Genomic DNA, 17,060 nt, shown 5'->3' with positions numbered 1-17,060 from the left:
TAGGGTTCCGAGTGTACGAGTGAATCGGTTGCACTCATCGAAGACGCACTGTTATATAATCTGACCTTGGAAGGCAGGTTCGACAGTGATCGGCTGGACGAAATCGCTGAAGGTGACATCATGATGGAAAAAGATATTAGTCGTAAAATCAAATTGTTGAAGATTCTGGCTGAGGAAAAGAAGTGGTTTACTCTCTCTGAACTTGAACAAAAACTAGATTGTTCCAGTAAAACAATTCGAAAGGATATATCAGTTCTCAATGATTTATTGCCGCAAAACGCTTCTATCTATTCAAAAAAGGGAAAAGGGATCAGATTAGCCATACCCCAAGATCAGACCATATGTGAAGTCATATCTAATTTATCTAAAAAATCCCTAACTTTTTTGGTTCTTCAGAAGTTTTTGGAAGGAACTGCAACTACCATTACCTCTTTGTCCGAGAAATTATATCTTCCTGCCTCTTCAACGAATATAGTACTAAAAAGGGTTAGTGAATATATTGAAAAATTTGGTTTATCACTTGAGAAAAAACCTTTAGGAATCACAGGGGATGAGTTCCAAATCATCTTAATGTTTTCCGAACGCTATTTGGAGGCTTTTACGGAAGAAGAATGGCCGTTTACAGAGTATAGGAAAGAAGTGCTTCTAGGTTATATTTCTTATATCGAAAAAAAATTAGGTATTATATTTTCGACGAACGACAGAAGAAGATTCGTTTTTATCATGGCCATTCTTTTTATACGCAGGAAGCGAGGGCATAGGGTAAAATTTAATGAATGCATAATTAAAAATACAATTGAGACCCCGTATTATAAAGAAATATTTGAAAGGGGCATAGATGGAAAACGAGATGCCATTCATTTTTTGGCGGTTGAGGAGAAAGTACTATTAGTAATCATTGTGAAAATATCCAGATACGCAAGCGTGAATCAAGCTAACTTAAGGCGGGAAGAACTAAAACTGTATAAGGAAGGAAAAATACAAGCTTATACTTATATAAGTGATTTCATTCACATATTGGAAAGAGAAGTAAAGATTGATTTAGCAAGCGACGAAGATTTTGTGTATGGTATGGTTGATTACTGTAGACATACCTTTTATAAATTAATGTTTCTCCCGAAGATCATAATGCCGGAAAAGGAGACTTGCAAGTATATAAAGAAGACTTATAAAAAAACATTTTTGTCAGTGAAGAAAGCATATAACGAATGGGCGAAGAAACTGGAAATCTTAGATGTGCCTGATGAAGAAGCGGCCAAAGTAACGATGCGGATCGCGGCAACCGGGCGGCTCAAAAATATGAATAAGAAAAAAGTGCTGCTAGTTACAGGGGAAGAGAAAAGCTGGGAAATATACATGAAGAGCTGGATTAATAAAAAGTTCGACGGAAAACTAGAGATTATAGGCGAAGTGGATCGTAAAATGATTGAAGGCGATATAAAAAGCATGGACATTGACTTTATTATTACGACAATACCGCTTAATATTCATTTTCATTCCATTGTTCATGTATCCCCAATACTGCAAGAACGTGATTTCAATGAAATCGAAATATTTGTCAATCAAAACGGATAAACCGTCCTTTCTAGCCTTGCAGGGCTCCAACTGGTCACGCTGACGGGCAATTTGACAGAAAAAGACGCTTCCATTCCCCTTTGGCGCGGGGTTGGAGGCGTCTTTACATATGCGGCCTCTTATTGGCTCAATAGAGGCGAATGAACCTAGTCAAAAGCGTAATCCCGAATAGAGAATCAGTTTCGTCTTAGAGTCAGTGCTTGTTATTACGTACTCTTTTTTTTCTAAAAAAATCTTGCACTTCTTGGCATTGATTTCCCAATCCTTAATCAAGAAGGTTTTCTTTTTTTCTAAAAAAATCTTGCACTTTTTAATATCTATTTCCCAGTCGTTTATTATAATTTTTCCTAACTGGAAGTATAGGTCGACCACTTTATGGGGCCGCGTACTTAAAAAATCACTTTCTAAAATCACTCTAATATTTTCCCTATTTGAAATTTCTGATCTAAATTCTTGAACCGTTACTTCTTTCATAATTTCACCTAACTTCATTATTTAAAAATACAGTGTTGATCCGGTAAACAATATTGGGAATTTCTATGACACTATAGCATACTGCAGCAAGATGTGGCTTACTGCTTTTTTCTCTTATTAAGGGGATATTTTAATTTTTGATGGAAATAAACTATCTGCCTTTCAGGCAAATGATTGGCGGCCCCGTTGGAGGACGTTGCTGATAACAGCGGCCGCTCATGCCAGCTTTGAATTTTTACACTCCGTTAACATACTTCCAAATCAGGCTTAACAAACAAGCAGTAAGATTCAGATTGTAAGGCAGCAAGCGTAACTTATCAATCGGAAAATGAGAGAACCAATTCAAAGGAGTGAATTCACTTGAAAAAGTGGGGCAAACAGATCATGCTGCTTACTTTGGTGGCAGTCATGGCATTCACGCTGGCAGCCTGCGGCGGCAAAAAAGATGATACCTCGAACGCAAGCGCCGGCAATACGGGAACGGACTCAACGCAGACGAACACAGCTAACAATACGGAAAACCAAGGCAGCCAGGACAAATTGTCCGGCACGATTGAAATCGACGGTTCCAGCACAGTCTATCCGATGACAGAGGCGATTGCGGAAGAATTCGGCAAGGAGCATAGCGCGGTCCGCGTCTCCGTAGGAACGTCCGGCACCGGCGGCGGCTTCAAGCGGTTTGCCGCAGGCGAGACTGCCATCAGCAACGCTTCCCGCCCGATCAAGGACAAGGAAGCGGAAGATGCGAAGGCGAACGGCATCGAGTATTTGGAATTGACGGTTGCTTATGACGGCTTGTCCATCGTCGTGAACAAAGATAACTCCTGGGTCGACAAAATTACGCTCGACGAGCTGAAAAAAATCTATGAGCCGAACTCCAAAGTCAAGACGTGGGCAGATGTGCGGGAAGGCTGGCCGAACGAGGAGATCAAAATCTACTCTCCGGGCGCGGACCATGGAACGTTCGACTATTTTACGGAAGAGATTAACGGTAAGGCGCAAGAAAGCCGCAATGACGGCCAGATTACGTTCAGCGCCGATACGAACGCTATCGTGCAAGGCGTAGCCGGAGACAAAAATGCGATCGGCTACTTCGGATACTCTTTCTTCGAGGAAAATCAAGATAAGCTGAAGCTCGTACCTGTCGATAACGGAACGGCAACGGTAACTCCAACGCTCGATACGATTAAAGATGGGAGCTATTCCCCATTGTCCCGTCCGCTCCTTATCTACGTAAGCAAGAAGCAGATGGAGAAGCCGGAAGTGAAGGCTTATGTCGAGTACTACCTGACGACGGCAGGCAGCATTGCGGAAGAAGTCGGGTATGTGCCGCTGCCGCAAGAGAAATATGACGAGCAGTTGAACCAGTTGAAGTAATCGCCGGAATTCGTACGCAGCAGTCATACACGATGATGAACGTGTGATGTCTCTTATCCTCATGAATTAGGGACATCACATTTTCATAGCGTGATTGTTAACGAATTGTAAATGAAGCTAAAGTGAGGTTAAGCATATGCAGGCGAATGTCCCGCAACAAGAAGGGAAGCTGACGTTTCGTAACCGCAGAATGCATTTGTCGGATAAAATCGTGCCAGTCCTGCTGTTCCTATGCGCGGCCGTCTCCGTTCTGACGACAATAGGCATCGTCTATACGTTATTCTCTGAGACGTGGAGCTTCTTCTCCCACGTCAACATCGCCGACTTCCTGTTCGGCACCCGGTGGAGCCCGCTTATTGCACCGAAGTCGTTCGGCATTCTCCCGCTTATCGGCGGGACGCTGCTGGTGACGCTAATCGCATGTCTGGTTGCGATCCCGATCGGGTTGGCTAGCGCCATCTATCTGAGCGAGTACGCGCCAGATCGGGTCCGCAAGATCGTCAAGCCGATTCTGGAAGTGCTGGCTGGCGTGCCGACTATTGTATACGGCTATTTCGCCCTTACCTTCGTCACGCCGATCATCCGGGAGATCTTCCCGAGCACAGGCGTATTCAATGCGCTCAGCGCCGGACTCGTCGTCGGCATCATGATTATTCCGATGGTCTCCTCCTTGAGCGAGGACGCAATGACTGCGGTGCCGCGCAGCCTGCGCCACGGGGCCTATGCCCTTGGGGCAACGCGCTTCGAGGTGGCGCTCAAGATTGTCGTGCCTGCCGCGTTGTCAGGTATCGTCTCCTCCGCCGTACTCGCCTTCTCGCGGGCGATCGGCGAGACGATGATTGTGACGGTGGCCGCAGGGGCGACTCCGAACTTGACACTGAATCCGCTGGAGAGCATTCAGACGATGACCGCTTATATCGTGCAGGTCAGCCTAGGCGACACGCCGCATGGATCTATCGAGTACGGCACGATTTTCGCCGTCGGTATGACGTTGTTCATTATTACGTTTCTGCTTAATATATTGGCGCTTTGGGTTGCACGCCGGTTCAGGGAGGAGTATTGACAGATGGCGATGTTACAGGACGCGAACCGCAAGCAAATCAGCACCCGGCGGAAAATCGATTTTTGCCTTCACATTCTTTTTGTTATCGCGACATTGATTGGGATTGTGGCGCTGATGGCGCTGCTCGTGAACATTATGGTGGACGGCCTGTCCCGGCTCAACTTAGATTTGTTCACGAATTACCCGTCCCGCCGGCCTGCCGCCGCCGGGATGAAATCGGCAATTGTCGGATCCATATATATGGTGCTCATTATGGCGCCCATCTCATTCATCCTTGGCGTAGGAGCGGCCATTTATCTGGAAGAATACGCACAGAAGAACGCCCTTACCCGGTTCATTCAGCTGAATATCAGTACTTTGGCGGGCGTTCCGTCCATCGTATACGGGATTCTCGGGCTGACGATTTTCGTGCGCGGCATGTCGCTTGACCGCAGCCTGCTCTCAGGAGCGCTCACGATGACCTTGCTCGTGCTGCCGATTATTATCGTATCCTCCCAAGAGGCGATTCGGGCTGTTCCGAAGATGCGGCGCGACGCTTCGTTCGCGCTCGGCGCGACCAAATGGCAGACGGTCTCCCGTTCGGTCATGCCATCAGCCATCTCCGGCATTCTGACCGGCGTCATCCTGGCATTGTCCCGGGCGATCGGCGAGACGGCCCCGCTGGTTATGATCGGCGCCTTGACGTTCGTCGCCTTTCTTCCGAACAGCATTTTGGATCAGTTCACCGTTATGCCGATCCAGATTTTCAACTGGGTATCGCGGCCGCAGCTGGCATTCCATGAATTGGCCGCAGCGGGCATCATCGTGCTGCTTGTACTGCTCATCCTGATGAACCTGTCAGCCGTGCTGCTGCGCAATAAATATCAGAAAAACAGATAAGGAGACGATCGTATGACGACGGCGGCGATAACGACGAATACGGCATCCGCGACGAATTTGAACACAATTATCAATATAGACAGCCTGAATTTGTACTACGGCACCTACCATGCGCTCAAGAATGTGACGATGACGATCCCTGAGAAGGCAGTCACCGCGTTCATCGGCCCTTCCGGCTGCGGCAAGTCGACGCTGCTGCGGACGCTGAACCGGATGAACGACATGATTGCCGGCACGCGTATTGAGGGGCGGGTAGAGATTGCCGGCACCAATATTTATAGCAATGAAGTCGATGTGGAGACGCTTCGCAAAAAAGTAGGAATGGTCTTCCAGCAGCCGAATCCTTTTCCGAAATCGATATATGACAATATTGCCTATGGCCCGCGGCTTCATGGCATTCGCAACAAGGCGAAGCTGGATGAGATCGTTGAGCAGAGCCTCCGTTCCGCCGTGCTGTGGGATGAAGTGAAGGATTATTTGAAGCGGTCGGCATTCAGTCTGTCCGGGGGGCAGCAGCAGCGCCTCTGTATCGCGCGCGCGTTGGCGGTGAACCCCGAGATTCTGCTGATGGATGAAGCGACATCCGCGCTGGATCCGATCTCGACGCTGAAGATCGAGGAACTGGTACAGGAACTGAAGCATCACTATACGATTGTCATGGTTACGCACAATATGCATCAAGCCGCCCGCGTGTCGGATCAGACCGTCTTTTTCCTCAATGGGGAAGTGGTTGAGTTCGATCAGACGGAGACGCTGTTCTCCAATCCGAGCGACAAGCGGACGGAAGATTATATTACGGGACGCTTCGGCTAAAAAGGAGAGGAAACCAGGATGATTAAGCGCAGGGAATTCGATCTGGGGTTGGATGAGCTCAGCCGCCTGCTCGAACAAATGGGCAGCCATGTGGAGCGCGCGCTGTTCGAATCGATAGAATCGTTGAAAACAATGGACGCGGAGCGCGCCCGGGCAATCATTAGCGAGGATCCGCATCTGAACCGGATGGAGGATACGATTATGGAGCTGGGATCGAAGCTGATTTTGACGCAGCAGCCGGTCGCCAAAGATCTGCGGCGCATCCTTGTCGCCTTCCGCATTTCCAGCGATCTGGAACGGATGGGCGATCTGTCCATCGATATCGCCAAGGTCGTGCTGCGGATAGAAGGTCAGACGCTGATGAAGCCGCTCATCGACCTGCCGCGCATGGCGGAGATTGTCCAGCACATGATTACCGATTCGATTCGGGCCTATGTGCAGGAAGATATCGATCTGGCCTACAAAATGGCGAAGGACGATGATCACGTCGACCAGCTGTACAGCCAAATATTCCGTGAACTGCTCAGCTACGTGCTCGAAAATCCGCATAACGCCTCTCAGGCGATGCTGCTCACCTTCGTCGGCCGCTATATCGAACGGATTGCGGACCATGCCACCAATATCGGCGAGTCGGTCGTCTACCTCGTCACCAATGAACGTCCTGATCTAAATAGTTGAATGGATACCCTCTTGCTGGAACCGTCCGGAGCAGAATCCGGGCGGTTTTCATATTTGCTCCGTCTTATGCTGAGAATCCCAGTTGATCCGGAAAAACGAAATGAATCCGTATCTGCTCTGTCCATGGTTTTGACTCTCCTTTTTACGCAGGAATACGCACAGAACCGGCTTCTGCATTGCCTTAAGCTGCCTATCCTTGGGGTCAGCCAAGCGAACCCTTTATCACATCTAGAGCGCCTTATACTCATTATCCCTTCGGCGCAGGAAGGCGAATCGCGAATCGAATACGTATCAGCCGCGCCTTACGCTTATTATCCCTTCGGCGCAGGAAGGCGAATCGAATACGTATCAGCCGCGCCTTACGCTTATTATCCCTTCAGCGCAGGAAGGCGAATCGAATACGTATCAGTGGCGCCTTATGCTCATTATCCCTTCGGCGCAGGAAGACGAACCGAATTCGTATCAGCCGTGCCTTATGCTCATTATCCCTTCGGCAGAGGAAGGCGAATCCAATACGTATCATTTGCGCCTTACGCTTATTATCCCTTCGGCGCAGGAAGGCGAATCGAATACGTATCAGCCGCGCCTTACGCTTATTATCCCTTCAGCGCAGGAAGGCGAACCGAACTCGTCTCAGCCGCGCCTTATGCTCATTATCCCTTCGACGCAGGAAACTGTGCCAGTTCGGATCTGTAACGGTCTTATGCCCGGTATCCCCATTCCGCAGGTTGCGTAGAGGGGAATAACTAGAACAGTAGACTTGTATCAATGGAGGAGTGTTATATGGGTGGTAATCGTTGCTTCTGACTCGTTGGGAGATTGATTATAAGGACGCTGACGGTTGTGCACCTGACTCATTGGGATATCGACTACAAGGGCGCTGATGGACCAATCTGACCCGCTGGGAGATGCAATTTATGTAAGTGAATTCCATTCGGCATCCGATCTTCGGGCCGCGTTCATATTCGATTTCCTATTCGGGTTCACGCTATGCTATCATGAAAACATGAGACGGGATTGAGGTGTTTATTAATGAAAGAAAAATGGATCGTAATCGACGGCAATAGCATTATTTACCGTGCTTTTTTTGCGATGCCACCATTGACGAACTCACAAGGATTGCATACCAACGCCGTATTCGGCTTTACGCAGATGCTGCTTCGCATTTTGGAGGAGGAGCAGCCGACTCATATGCTGGTCGCGTTTGACGCGGGCAAGGAGACGTTCCGCCACGGAGACTATCAGGACTATAAGGGAGGCCGGGAAAAAACGCCGCCTGAGCTGTCCGAGCAGTTCCCGCTGTTGAAGGAGCTGCTGACGGCGATGGGCATCGCCCATTTCGAGATGGCGGGCTACGAGGCGGATGACATCATCGGCACGATGACCCGTCAGGCGGATGAAGCGGGACAGCCGATGTTCGTCGTCACCGGGGACAAGGACATGCTTCAGCTTGCTTCCGGACATGTGTCCGTGCTGCTTACGCGCAAGGGCGTGACGGAGGTGGAGAAGTACACGCCGGCCGAGATAGAGGAGAAGTACGGCTTGAAGCCGGAACAGATTATCGATCTGAAAGGATTGATGGGAGACACCTCTGATAATATCCCGGGCGTTCCGGGAATTGGAGAGAAGACGGCACTGAAGCTGCTGCATCAGTATCCTAGCGTCGAGAGCGTGCTGGAGCATGTAGACGAGCTGAAGGGCAAGATGAAGGAGAATCTGGTCAATCATGCGGAAGATGCCCGGATGAGCAAGCGGCTGGCCACGATTTTCCGGGAGGTTCCGCTCGATCTGCCGCCGGAACAGATGAAGTTCGACGGCTTGCAAGCAGAGACGTTGCCGGCGCTCCGCAAGCTTGAGTTCAGATCTGTTATCGAGCGGCTTGAAAAAGCCGGTGTCGGCGGAGATGCCGAGCCTGCGGCCGTCGATGAATCGCTCACTGCGGAGCGTCTCCATGTCCGTATGGCCGGAGAAAGCGGATGGGACGGGCTGAATGAGATGCTCGCCGCCGCAGACGTGCTGATTGTGGAAGCCCATGGCGACAATCCGCATCAAGCTGAGCTCATCGGCCTGCTTGTCGGGACAGAGGAAGAGAGCTGGTATGTAACGGCAGATGAACTGCAGAGCAAAGAGGCGGCCGAACTGCGGACATGGCTGGGAGACGGGCAACGTCCAAAAAGCGGCTTCGATCTTCACTATAACGATCTGGTTCTTCATTGGGCGGGAGTTCCGCTGGAGGGCTCTGTCTTCGACGTCCATCTCGCAGCCTATCTCCTCAATCCGGAGGATGCTTCGGCTACGCTGCAGTCTGTCGCGGTGAAGTACGGGCTGCCGCCCTCTCCGGACAATGACGCCGTCTACGGCAAAGGCGCCAAGTTCAAGGTGCCGGAAAAGGCGGTTGTCGCAGAGCATGCGGCTCGCAAAGCGAAGCTCGTCCGGCTTCTGAAGCCGGTGATGGAGAAGGCGTTGCAAGAGCAGGAGATGAACCGGCTCTATTATGATCTGGAGCTGCCGCTCTCCAAGGTGCTGGCACAGATGGAGAAAACGGGCATTCGGGTGAACAAGCAAAGTCTTCACGATTTGGGAACGAACTTCAAGCAGCAGATCGAGGAGACGATGGCGCGCATTTATGATCTCGCCGGCACCGAGTTCAATATCGGTTCGCCGAAGCAGTTGGGCGAGATTCTGTTCGATAAGCTGGGCTTGCCGGTTGTTAAGAAGACAAAGACGGGATATTCGACCGATGCCGAGGTGCTGGAGAAGCTGGAGCCGTACCATGATATTATCCCCCTCATCTTGCTCTACCGGCAGATGACGAAGCTGCAGTCCACCTATATTGAAGGGCTGCTGAAGGAAGTGCGCGAGAGTACGGGCAAGGTTCATACTTATTACCGTCAGACCATTGCGGCGACGGGCCGCTTGAGCAGCCAGTATCCGAATCTTCAGAACATTCCGATCCGGCTTGAGGAAGGGCGGCAAATCCGTCAGGCGTTCGTGCCTTCGGAGCCGGGCTGGCATATTGTCGCGGCGGACTATTCCCAGATCGAGCTGCGCGTTCTGGCCCATATCTCTGGGGATGACAAGCTGAAGGAAGCGTTCATCCACGATATGGACATTCATACGAAGACCGCGATGGACGTATTCGGCGTCGCCGCCGATCAGGTGGATGCCAATATGCGCCGGCAGGCAAAGGCCGTCAACTTCGGTATCGTATACGGCATCAGCGACTACGGGTTGTCTCAGAACCTGCATATTACGCGCAAGGAAGCTGCCGCGTTCATCGATCAGTATTTCCATGTGTTCCGAGGCGTCCGTCAATATATGGATGATATCGTCAAGCAGGCTCGCAAGGACGGTTATGTCACGACGCTTCTCGAGCGCAGACGTTACCTCAAGGATATTAACGCATCGAACTACAATCTTCGTTCGTTCGCGGAACGGACGGCGATGAATACGCCGATCCAGGGCACCGCCGCCGATATTATCAAGCTGGCGATGGTCCAGATGGATGCCAAGCTGAAGGAACTGGGCTTGAAGAGCCGGATGCTGCTTCAGGTGCACGATGAATTGGTATTCGAGGTGCCGGAGGATGAAGTGGACACGATGAAGAAGCTGGTGCCGGAAGTGATGGAAGCGGCTTTGAAGCTCGATGTGCCGCTTCGGGCCGATGTCAGCTCTGGCGGCAATTGGTACGAAGCGAAGTAAATCAAGACCAGTGCTCCGCAGGAGGACAATATTCGGTATAATGGACAACGAGAGGTGATTGACATGCCGGAATTGCCGGAAGTGGAGACTGTCAAAAGGACATTAAATACGCTGGTGGCGGGAAAAACGATTGAGCGCGTGACCGTTACGCTCCCCCGCATCATCCAGCGTCCAGCGAATATAGAAGAGTTTTGCGACGCATTGAGCGGACATACGATCGAACAGGTAGAGCGGCGGGGCAAGTTCCTCCGCATTTTGCTGGACGGGCTTACGCTGGTGTCCCATCTGCGGATGGAAGGGCGCTATGGCGTGTTCCAGGCGGGGGAGCCGGTGGAGAAGCATACTCACGTTATCTTCCATCTGACGGATGGCAGCGAACTAAGGTATAAGGACGTGCGCCAGTTCGGCACGATGCATCTATTCCGGCGTGATGAGGAATGGAGCATGCCGCCGCTGCAGAAGCTGGGGGTGGAGCCGCTCTCGGAAGAGTTCACACCCGATGTGCTGACCGCTTTGCTGCGCAAGCGCCGCAGCTTCATTAAGCCGGTGCTTCTCAATCAGCATGTCGTGGTTGGCATCGGGAATATCTATGTGGATGAAGCATTGTTCCGGGCTGGCATTCATCCGCTGCGGCCGGCGGACGAGCTGACCGAAGCGGAATGCGTCCGCTTGCACGAAGCAATTGTGGCCACATTGACCGATGCGGTCGAGGCCGGAGGCTCCTCGATCAAATCGTATGTCAACGGTCAGGGCGAGATGGGCATGTTCCAGCATCAGCTTCAAATGTACGGTCGTCAGGGCGAGCCGTGCATCCGCTGCGGACAAATCATTGAAAAGAGCGTTGTTGGAGGCAGGGGCACGCATTACTGCCCGCGCTGCCAGAAGCATTCCCAAACGCGCTAATTAGCATTCACCCCTCTCCGCTTTTGCCCATATGATGGGGTATACCGGCGGGAAGCCTGCGCTGACGCGCGGGCCTGTTCTCGCCGAGCAGGGGAGGGAAATGTGATGCTAATGCAAGCAGCGTCCATGTTCGTCTTGGCTTTTGCGCTGAGCCTTGACAGCTTCGGAGTCGGAATAACTTACGGTCTGCGCCGTGTGCGTATCCCGATATTTTCGATCGTAATCATTTCGATATGCTCCGGAGTGTTCATCTGGCTGTCGATGCAGGCCGGAGGGCTCCTGGTAAGGTACGTATCTCCGGCTGCAGCGCAATGGACCGGCTCGATTATCCTGATTACGATCGGGGCTTGGGCAATCATTCAGCTGCTTCGCAAGAAGGAGGATGCATCGGAAGCGGGCCGAAGCCGGAGCGATGGTATGAAGCAGATTCCTCCCCAGGACCTGAAGGAATGGATTGGCCGGGCGGAATCGAAGCCGCTCATTCGCATCCAGCTGCGCCGTCTCGGATTAGTCATTCAAATATTGAAGACGCCCTCGGCTGCCGATATTGATCGCTCGGGAAGCATTAGCGCCGCCGAAGCGGCATGGCTCGGAGCTGCCTTGTCGCTTGATGCGTTCGGCGCAGGGATCGGGGCATCCTTGCTTGGCTATCCGTCGTTGCTGACGGCAATTGTGATCGCCTTATTTAGCGGCGCCTTTTTGCGGGCAGGCATGCATCTGGGAATGAAGTTCTCGCACCAGCGCTGGATTAAGAGAATATCATTCCTGCCAGGTTTGTTGTTAATGTTGATGGGGATGCTAAAATTGATATCTTAATGTAAGCAGGCAAATAAATGAGGTGAAGGCATGAACATCGGATTAACCGGCGGCATTGCGTCGGGGAAAAGCACCGTCTCCCGTCTGCTCGTGGAACGGGGCGCTCTGCTTGTTGATGCTGACCGGATTGCCAGGGAGATCGTGCTTCCTGGCAGTCCCGCGTTAGATCAGATCGCTGACCGGTTCGGAGCGGACATGCTGTTGCCGGACGGATCGCTTGATCGCAAGCGGCTTGGAAACGTTGTATTTTCCGATGCCGCCAAGCGGAAGGCGCTTGAGGAGATTACCCACCCCGCCATCCGGCAGGAGATGATGACGCAGATGCGCCGGCTTGAGGAGGAGCATCCGCAATCGCTAGTCGTGGTGGATGTGCCGCTGCTATACGAGTCCGGCTTGACTGATCGGTTCGAGGAGATCGTGGTCGTCTACGTCCCGCGAGCGATCCAATTGGAGCGCTTGATGCGGCGGGACGGCTTAACTGAAGCGGAAGCGTCCGAGCGGCTTCTCTCCCAGTGGGATATTGAGAAGAAGCGGGAACGGGCGGATTACGTCATCGACAACAGCAAGGGAATGGAAGAGACTCGGCAGCAGGTTGAACAGTTCTGGCTTCAGAAAGGCTTGCTATGAACCGAATCATGAATCTGATGCGGAAAAAACGTTTTTTGCTCGTCCTCTTTCTCGGGTTTCTATTTATCATATTCGTACAATCGCAATGGCTGGGCCGCTGGATGTATCCGATTCCATATGAGGATGAGATTCGGAAGCATGCGGGTAAGTACCAGATTGATCCGCTGCTCGTCGCGGCCATCATTCGGGTAGAGACGAATTACCAGGCTGGACAAGAGTCCAGGAAGGGCGCCATTGGAGTCATGCAGCTGATGCCGGAGACGGCCTCATGGGCGATGGATCAGCTCAAGCTTGATTCGCATTGGACGATGGAGGAATTGAAGTACGAGATTGATCCGAACATTCATATCGGAACCTGGTACTTGCAATCGCTGCATAAGCAGTTCAATGGGAACTGGATTGCGGCGATCGCTGCATACAACGCCGGTCCGGGCAATGTGAGCAAATGGCTCCGCAACAAGACGTGGGACGGACGGTTCGAGACCGTGAAGCAGCAGATTCCATATGGGGAAACGAAGCTGTACGTACAGCGCGTGATCCATTATTATGATAAGTATAAGGATGTCTATGGGATCAAATGAATAAGCATCGGACAAGCCGGGTTACCGGCTTGCTCCGATGCTCGCAATGCCTTATTTGAATTGACCTGCTAGTTGTTGCTCCGCGATTTGTACCAGGCGCTTCGTGATGTATCCCCCGATCGAGCCGGTGTCACGGGTTGCCATGTTGCCATAGTATCCGTCTTGCGGAATGGCAATGCCCAATTCTTGAGCGATCTCGAACTTCATTTGCTCGAGAGCTGCAGTTGCTTGAGGTACAACCAGGTTGTTGCTGGAACGGTTGTTTTGGCTCATATCTATTCACCTCCTTGCGGTTGGTAATTGTATTGTGTGCATTCTCGCTAAGTTCATTACAGGTAACGACTGGTATTTTCTATAACATCCGAGTTAGATCGGGAAGAAAGGAGGAACACCATTTGAAATGTCCTTTTTGTGCCCATCTTGGAACGAAAGTGCTGGATTCCCGGCCTGCGAATGATAATAAATCCATCCGGAGGAGAAGGGAGTGTGAGCTGTGCAGCCGCCGGTTCACGACCTTCGAAATGGTGGAGGAGACGCCGCTTATTGTCATTAAGAAGGATGGAAGCCGCGAGGAGTTCAGCCGCGACAAGATGCTGCGAGGCCTGATTCGGGCTTGTGAGAAAAGGCCGGTCTCGGTAGAACGGCTGGAGATGATAGCGTCCGAAGTGGAGAAGCAGCTCCGGAATACCGCTCATGCCGAAGTAGAGAGCCGCATTATCGGCGAGCGGGTGATGGAGCAATTGTATCCGGTCGATGAGGTGGCATATGTGCGATTTGCTTCCGTCTACCGCCAATTCAAGGATATCAATATGTTCATGAAGGAACTGACTCACTTGCTGTCCAAAAATTCATTAGGGGAGCACTCATGAAGAACCCGCATCTTAGAACCCTTGCGGGTTCTTTTGTGTAGACAAAACAAAAAGAACATCTTCATCCAGATGTTCTCGAGTGTAGCTATGATGGTGGAGCATAGCGGATTCGAACCGCTGACCTCTTCACTGCCAGTGAAGCGTTCTCCCCCTGAACTAATGCCCCGTTACCTGTTACATTATACCACCACATGTCTCGAATTGCAACAGGATTTATTTCATTTACTCAGCGAGCATGTCGGATAGATGGACTTGGCTGTCAATTTGTTCCGCGAAGCGGTTCAGACATAAGCAAATGAAGTCTTTTCTGCATACGGGACAAGGAATGGAGAGCAAGCGGCTGATGGTAATTGCTCCTTTGTTGTAGATGACGCGGCATTGAGTGCCATCCTGCAATTTCACTTTGACTTGATACAGGTTGTCTTCATCGTTGCGCTCAATTAACGTCTTTTCCTTTACAATCGGTTGGTAGTTCACGGGTAGGTCACCTGCTCCCTTTAGTTTTTTGCATTTTACATCTTAATGTCTTTTTATTGTCTTTGTCAATTTATTTGTGTACAGGACGCGAAATGTTTTTCTTTGCGGAATTTCCTTTTTTTTGTTGTAATAGAAAGAGAACGTTTCCATTGAGAGGTGAAGCTTGAATGGATCGGAATGTATATACGGAACCCCAGGAAAAGCCGAAGGCCATCATGCCTGATCCGGTGTGCTGGCCTACGCCCATGCCGTACCTCGTATCGACGACGGAAGGCGTGAGTCCAAGCTTTCAACGGCTCCATTGGCATCGCGAATTGGAGATTAATTATATCCGGGGCGGGACAGGATTTTGTGTGATCAATGGTATAAAGTATCAGCTTCAGGCGGGAGATATTATCCTCATCAATGGACAGGACCTGCATCGCGCCTTTGAGACGGATCATCTGGTCATTGACGTTCATATGTTCGATCCCGGGATGCTGGCCATGGAGATGCGTTATGACCATGACTTGCTTCGCCCGTTCCGGGAACAGGGCATACAGTTCACCAACCTGGTCAATCGGGACATGCCGGCATACGATGAATTGATCGCAATCCTCCTCAATATGAAGGAGGAGATGGAAGTGAGGGCTCCATCTTACGCATCCGTCATCCGAGCGCAATTGACCCGCTTTCTCGCCCTCGTCAACCGGCACGGCGCTCTCGCGGAAGGGGAGGCGGCGCCGGTGAAGCACCGAGGAATCCATGCGCTGAAGGAGCTTATTTTAACGATGGAGCTCAATCTGGCTTACCCGTGGACGCTGAAGGAATTAGCCGAGCTGACCCATTTGAGCCCGTCCCGGTTCAGCGCTTTGTTCCAGCAGGCGGTCGGCACGTCGCCGCTTGATTATCTTATCCAACTACGGCTGACCCAAGCGGTTCATTTATTGGAATCATCGGATGAGAAAATTATTGATATTGCATCAGAATGCGGCTTTCGCAACTTATCGAATTTCAATCGTCTGTTCCGGCAGCTATTCGGTGTGTCGCCCAGCGAGATCCGCAATCAGCGAACGAAGAAAAAACAGTAAGATCATATTAGTTTTCACGAGGTTAGTAGTAGTTAATGGGATAAAACAAATTGTAAGGTAGGGATATAGCACAGATGATGTATTCGCACGTGAAGGTGCGGAGGGGTGCATTTGCAGATGAATGGGAGAGAAACCGATGGGCATCTACTTAGGAGTCGACGCAGGAGGGAGCAAGACGCACGCCTTGCTGATCGATGCGGAAGGGAACGTGCTGGGCACCGGCCTATCCGGCAACGGGAATCATCAGATTGACCGTAATGGGGCCGCCCGCAATGTTCGTTCCGCCTGTGAAGCCGCGCTTGCTTCGGCCGGATTAAGGCATGAGGATGTGAACTTTGCCTACTTCGGCCTGGCTGGAGCGGATCGCGAACCGGATTATGTCATCCTGCGGCCGATGATTGCGGAGCTGGGCTTCGCCAGGCATGCGATTGTCTGCGACACGATGATCGGCATGCGTGCAGGTACGGATCGCCCGTATGGCGGCGTAATCATCAGCGGCACGGGCTTCAACAGCGCCGCGCGCAACCGCTACGGCGACGAATTGCAGTATGGAGGCTACGGACATCTGTTCGGCGACGGATTCGGCGCAGGGTCCAGCCTGGCGGTATTGGCGTTCCGCGCGGTCATTCGAGAGTGGGACGGGAGGGGGAAAGCGACAGGACTGACGCCGCTCATTCTGAAGGAAATGAATTACGGCAATGTCGAGGATATGTATACCGATGTGCTGGATAACGGAGTGTCCGTGCCGCGTGATCTGGTTAAATGCTTGTTCGAGGCCGCAGCCGAGGGCGATGCTGTCGCGCAGCGCATATTGGAGGAGGAGGGAACGGAGCTTGGCAATGCGGTCAATGCGCTGATTCGCCGGCTGAATATGACGGATGACGAATTCGATGTCGTCCTTATCGGCAGTGTGTTAATGCGGGGCAAAGGCTCTTACCTTCAAGATGCGGTGGCCCGGGAAGTGAGCAGGGTGGCGCCGAAGGCCCGCTGTGTCCGGCTGCAATCCGATCCGGTCGTCGGAGCGGTGCTGAGCGCGATGGATGAAGCAGGAGTTATCATCAGCCCGGAGCTGGACGCACGTTTGAAGGCATTCACTTTTCCCGGATAAGCTTCGATCATAAGTTAAAGCGATTTGCTTTTCAAAATGAAGGAGGTA

18 protein-coding genes and 1 tRNA gene are annotated in these 17,060 nt (G+C 51.5%); 15 read left to right on the top strand and 4 right to left on the bottom strand.

What is annotated here, in order from left to right; translation table 11 throughout:
• Positions 1–120 precede the first annotated feature (120 nt).
• Complete coding sequence (locus FLT43_RS08565; protein ID WP_279627798.1) at positions 121–1,575, top strand: BglG family transcription antiterminator; 1,455 nt, start codon at positions 121–123, stop codon at positions 1,573–1,575.
• A 150-nt stretch (positions 1,576–1,725) separates the two neighbouring features.
• Here the strand turns inward: FLT43_RS08565 and FLT43_RS08560 are convergent, their stop codons facing one another.
• Positions 1,726–2,049, bottom strand: a complete 324-nt coding sequence (locus FLT43_RS08560; RefSeq protein WP_087445278.1) for a hypothetical protein — start codon at positions 2,047–2,049, stop codon at positions 1,726–1,728.
• A gap of 360 nt (positions 2,050–2,409) precedes the next feature.
• Here FLT43_RS08560 and FLT43_RS08555 point away from each other — a divergent pair, with 360 nt between their 5' ends.
• The 11 genes from FLT43_RS08555 to FLT43_RS08505 all read left to right on the top strand — a co-directional run bounded on the left by FLT43_RS08555 (position 2,410) and on the right by FLT43_RS08505 (position 13,488).
• Entirely contained in the window at positions 2,410–3,426 is a 1,017-nt protein-coding gene (locus FLT43_RS08555) for a PstS family phosphate ABC transporter substrate-binding protein (RefSeq protein ID WP_174818200.1), read from the top strand.
• Between the two features lie 136 nt (positions 3,427–3,562).
• Positions 3,563–4,489 carry a phosphate ABC transporter permease subunit PstC gene (gene pstC, locus FLT43_RS08550; protein WP_087445279.1) on the top strand — a complete coding sequence of 309 codons (927 nt, stop codon included), beginning with the start codon at positions 3,563–3,565 and terminating at the stop codon, positions 4,487–4,489.
• A gap of 3 nt (positions 4,490–4,492) precedes the next feature.
• Positions 4,493–5,368, top strand: a complete 876-nt coding sequence (pstA, locus tag FLT43_RS08545) for a phosphate ABC transporter permease PstA (protein WP_087445280.1) — start codon at positions 4,493–4,495, stop codon at positions 5,366–5,368.
• Positions 5,369–5,380: 12 nt separating this feature from the next.
• Positions 5,381–6,181: a phosphate ABC transporter ATP-binding protein PstB gene (gene pstB, locus FLT43_RS08540; protein WP_087445281.1), complete on the top strand. Its 801-nt coding sequence runs from the start codon at positions 5,381–5,383 to the stop codon at positions 6,179–6,181.
• 18 nt (positions 6,182–6,199) lie between these two features.
• A complete protein-coding gene (phoU, locus tag FLT43_RS08535) occupies positions 6,200–6,859 on the top strand; it encodes a phosphate signaling complex protein PhoU (protein WP_087445282.1) in 660 nt (219 codons plus the stop codon).
• 418 nt (positions 6,860–7,277) lie between these two features.
• On the top strand, positions 7,278–7,595 hold the full coding sequence (locus tag FLT43_RS08530) for a hypothetical protein (RefSeq protein ID WP_087445283.1): 318 nt from the start codon (positions 7,278–7,280) through the stop codon (positions 7,593–7,595).
• Between the two features lie 296 nt (positions 7,596–7,891).
• Positions 7,892–10,561, top strand: coding sequence for a DNA polymerase I (gene polA, locus FLT43_RS08525; protein WP_087445284.1), 2,670 nt, complete (start codon positions 7,892–7,894; stop codon positions 10,559–10,561).
• Between the two features lie 63 nt (positions 10,562–10,624).
• A complete protein-coding gene (gene mutM, locus FLT43_RS08520) occupies positions 10,625–11,464 on the top strand; it encodes a DNA-formamidopyrimidine glycosylase (protein ID WP_087445285.1) in 840 nt (279 codons plus the stop codon).
• A 105-nt stretch (positions 11,465–11,569) separates the two neighbouring features.
• A complete protein-coding gene (locus FLT43_RS08515; RefSeq protein WP_087445286.1) occupies positions 11,570–12,280 on the top strand; it encodes an MntP/YtaF family protein in 711 nt (236 codons plus the stop codon).
• A 30-nt stretch (positions 12,281–12,310) separates the two neighbouring features.
• Positions 12,311–12,907, top strand: coding sequence for a dephospho-CoA kinase (coaE, locus tag FLT43_RS08510; RefSeq protein ID WP_087445287.1), 597 nt, complete (start codon positions 12,311–12,313; stop codon positions 12,905–12,907).
• Positions 12,904–13,488, top strand: coding sequence for a lytic transglycosylase domain-containing protein (locus FLT43_RS08505; RefSeq protein WP_174818230.1), 585 nt, complete (start codon positions 12,904–12,906; stop codon positions 13,486–13,488). The genes coaE and FLT43_RS08505 overlap by 4 nt, the downstream gene beginning before the upstream one ends.
• A gap of 51 nt (positions 13,489–13,539) precedes the next feature.
• Here the strand turns inward: FLT43_RS08505 and FLT43_RS08500 are convergent, their stop codons facing one another.
• A complete protein-coding gene (locus FLT43_RS08500) occupies positions 13,540–13,761 on the bottom strand; it encodes an alpha/beta-type small acid-soluble spore protein (protein ID WP_087445288.1) in 222 nt (73 codons plus the stop codon).
• Positions 13,762–13,883: 122 nt separating this feature from the next.
• On the opposite strand from FLT43_RS08500, the gene nrdR reads away from it, so the two are divergent.
• Positions 13,884–14,357, top strand: a complete 474-nt coding sequence (gene nrdR, locus FLT43_RS08495) for a transcriptional regulator NrdR (RefSeq protein WP_087445289.1) — start codon at positions 13,884–13,886, stop codon at positions 14,355–14,357.
• 91 nt (positions 14,358–14,448) lie between these two features.
• On the opposite strand, the gene FLT43_RS08490 is transcribed toward nrdR, so the two are convergent.
• Positions 14,449–14,523 (bottom strand) — tRNA-Ala (locus tag FLT43_RS08490).
• A gap of 56 nt (positions 14,524–14,579) precedes the next feature.
• Positions 14,580–14,834, bottom strand: a complete 255-nt coding sequence (locus FLT43_RS08485; protein WP_087445290.1) for a hypothetical protein — start codon at positions 14,832–14,834, stop codon at positions 14,580–14,582.
• A gap of 167 nt (positions 14,835–15,001) precedes the next feature.
• Here FLT43_RS08485 and FLT43_RS08480 point away from each other — a divergent pair, with 167 nt between their 5' ends.
• Both FLT43_RS08480 and FLT43_RS08475 read left to right on the top strand, forming a co-directional pair.
• A complete protein-coding gene (locus FLT43_RS08480) occupies positions 15,002–15,904 on the top strand; it encodes an AraC family transcriptional regulator (protein ID WP_087445291.1) in 903 nt (300 codons plus the stop codon).
• A 136-nt stretch (positions 15,905–16,040) separates the two neighbouring features.
• Positions 16,041–17,012: an N-acetylglucosamine kinase gene (locus FLT43_RS08475; RefSeq protein ID WP_087445292.1), complete on the top strand. Its 972-nt coding sequence runs from the start codon at positions 16,041–16,043 to the stop codon at positions 17,010–17,012.
• The last annotated feature ends 48 nt before the right edge of the window (positions 17,013–17,060 follow it).

The organism is Paenibacillus thiaminolyticus, assembly GCF_007066085.1.
Classification (GTDB): Bacteria; Bacillota; Bacilli; order Paenibacillales; family Paenibacillaceae; genus Paenibacillus_B; species Paenibacillus_B thiaminolyticus.
Note: the sequence above shows the minus strand (reverse complement) of the source record. Positions and strands in the feature narration are given on the sequence as shown.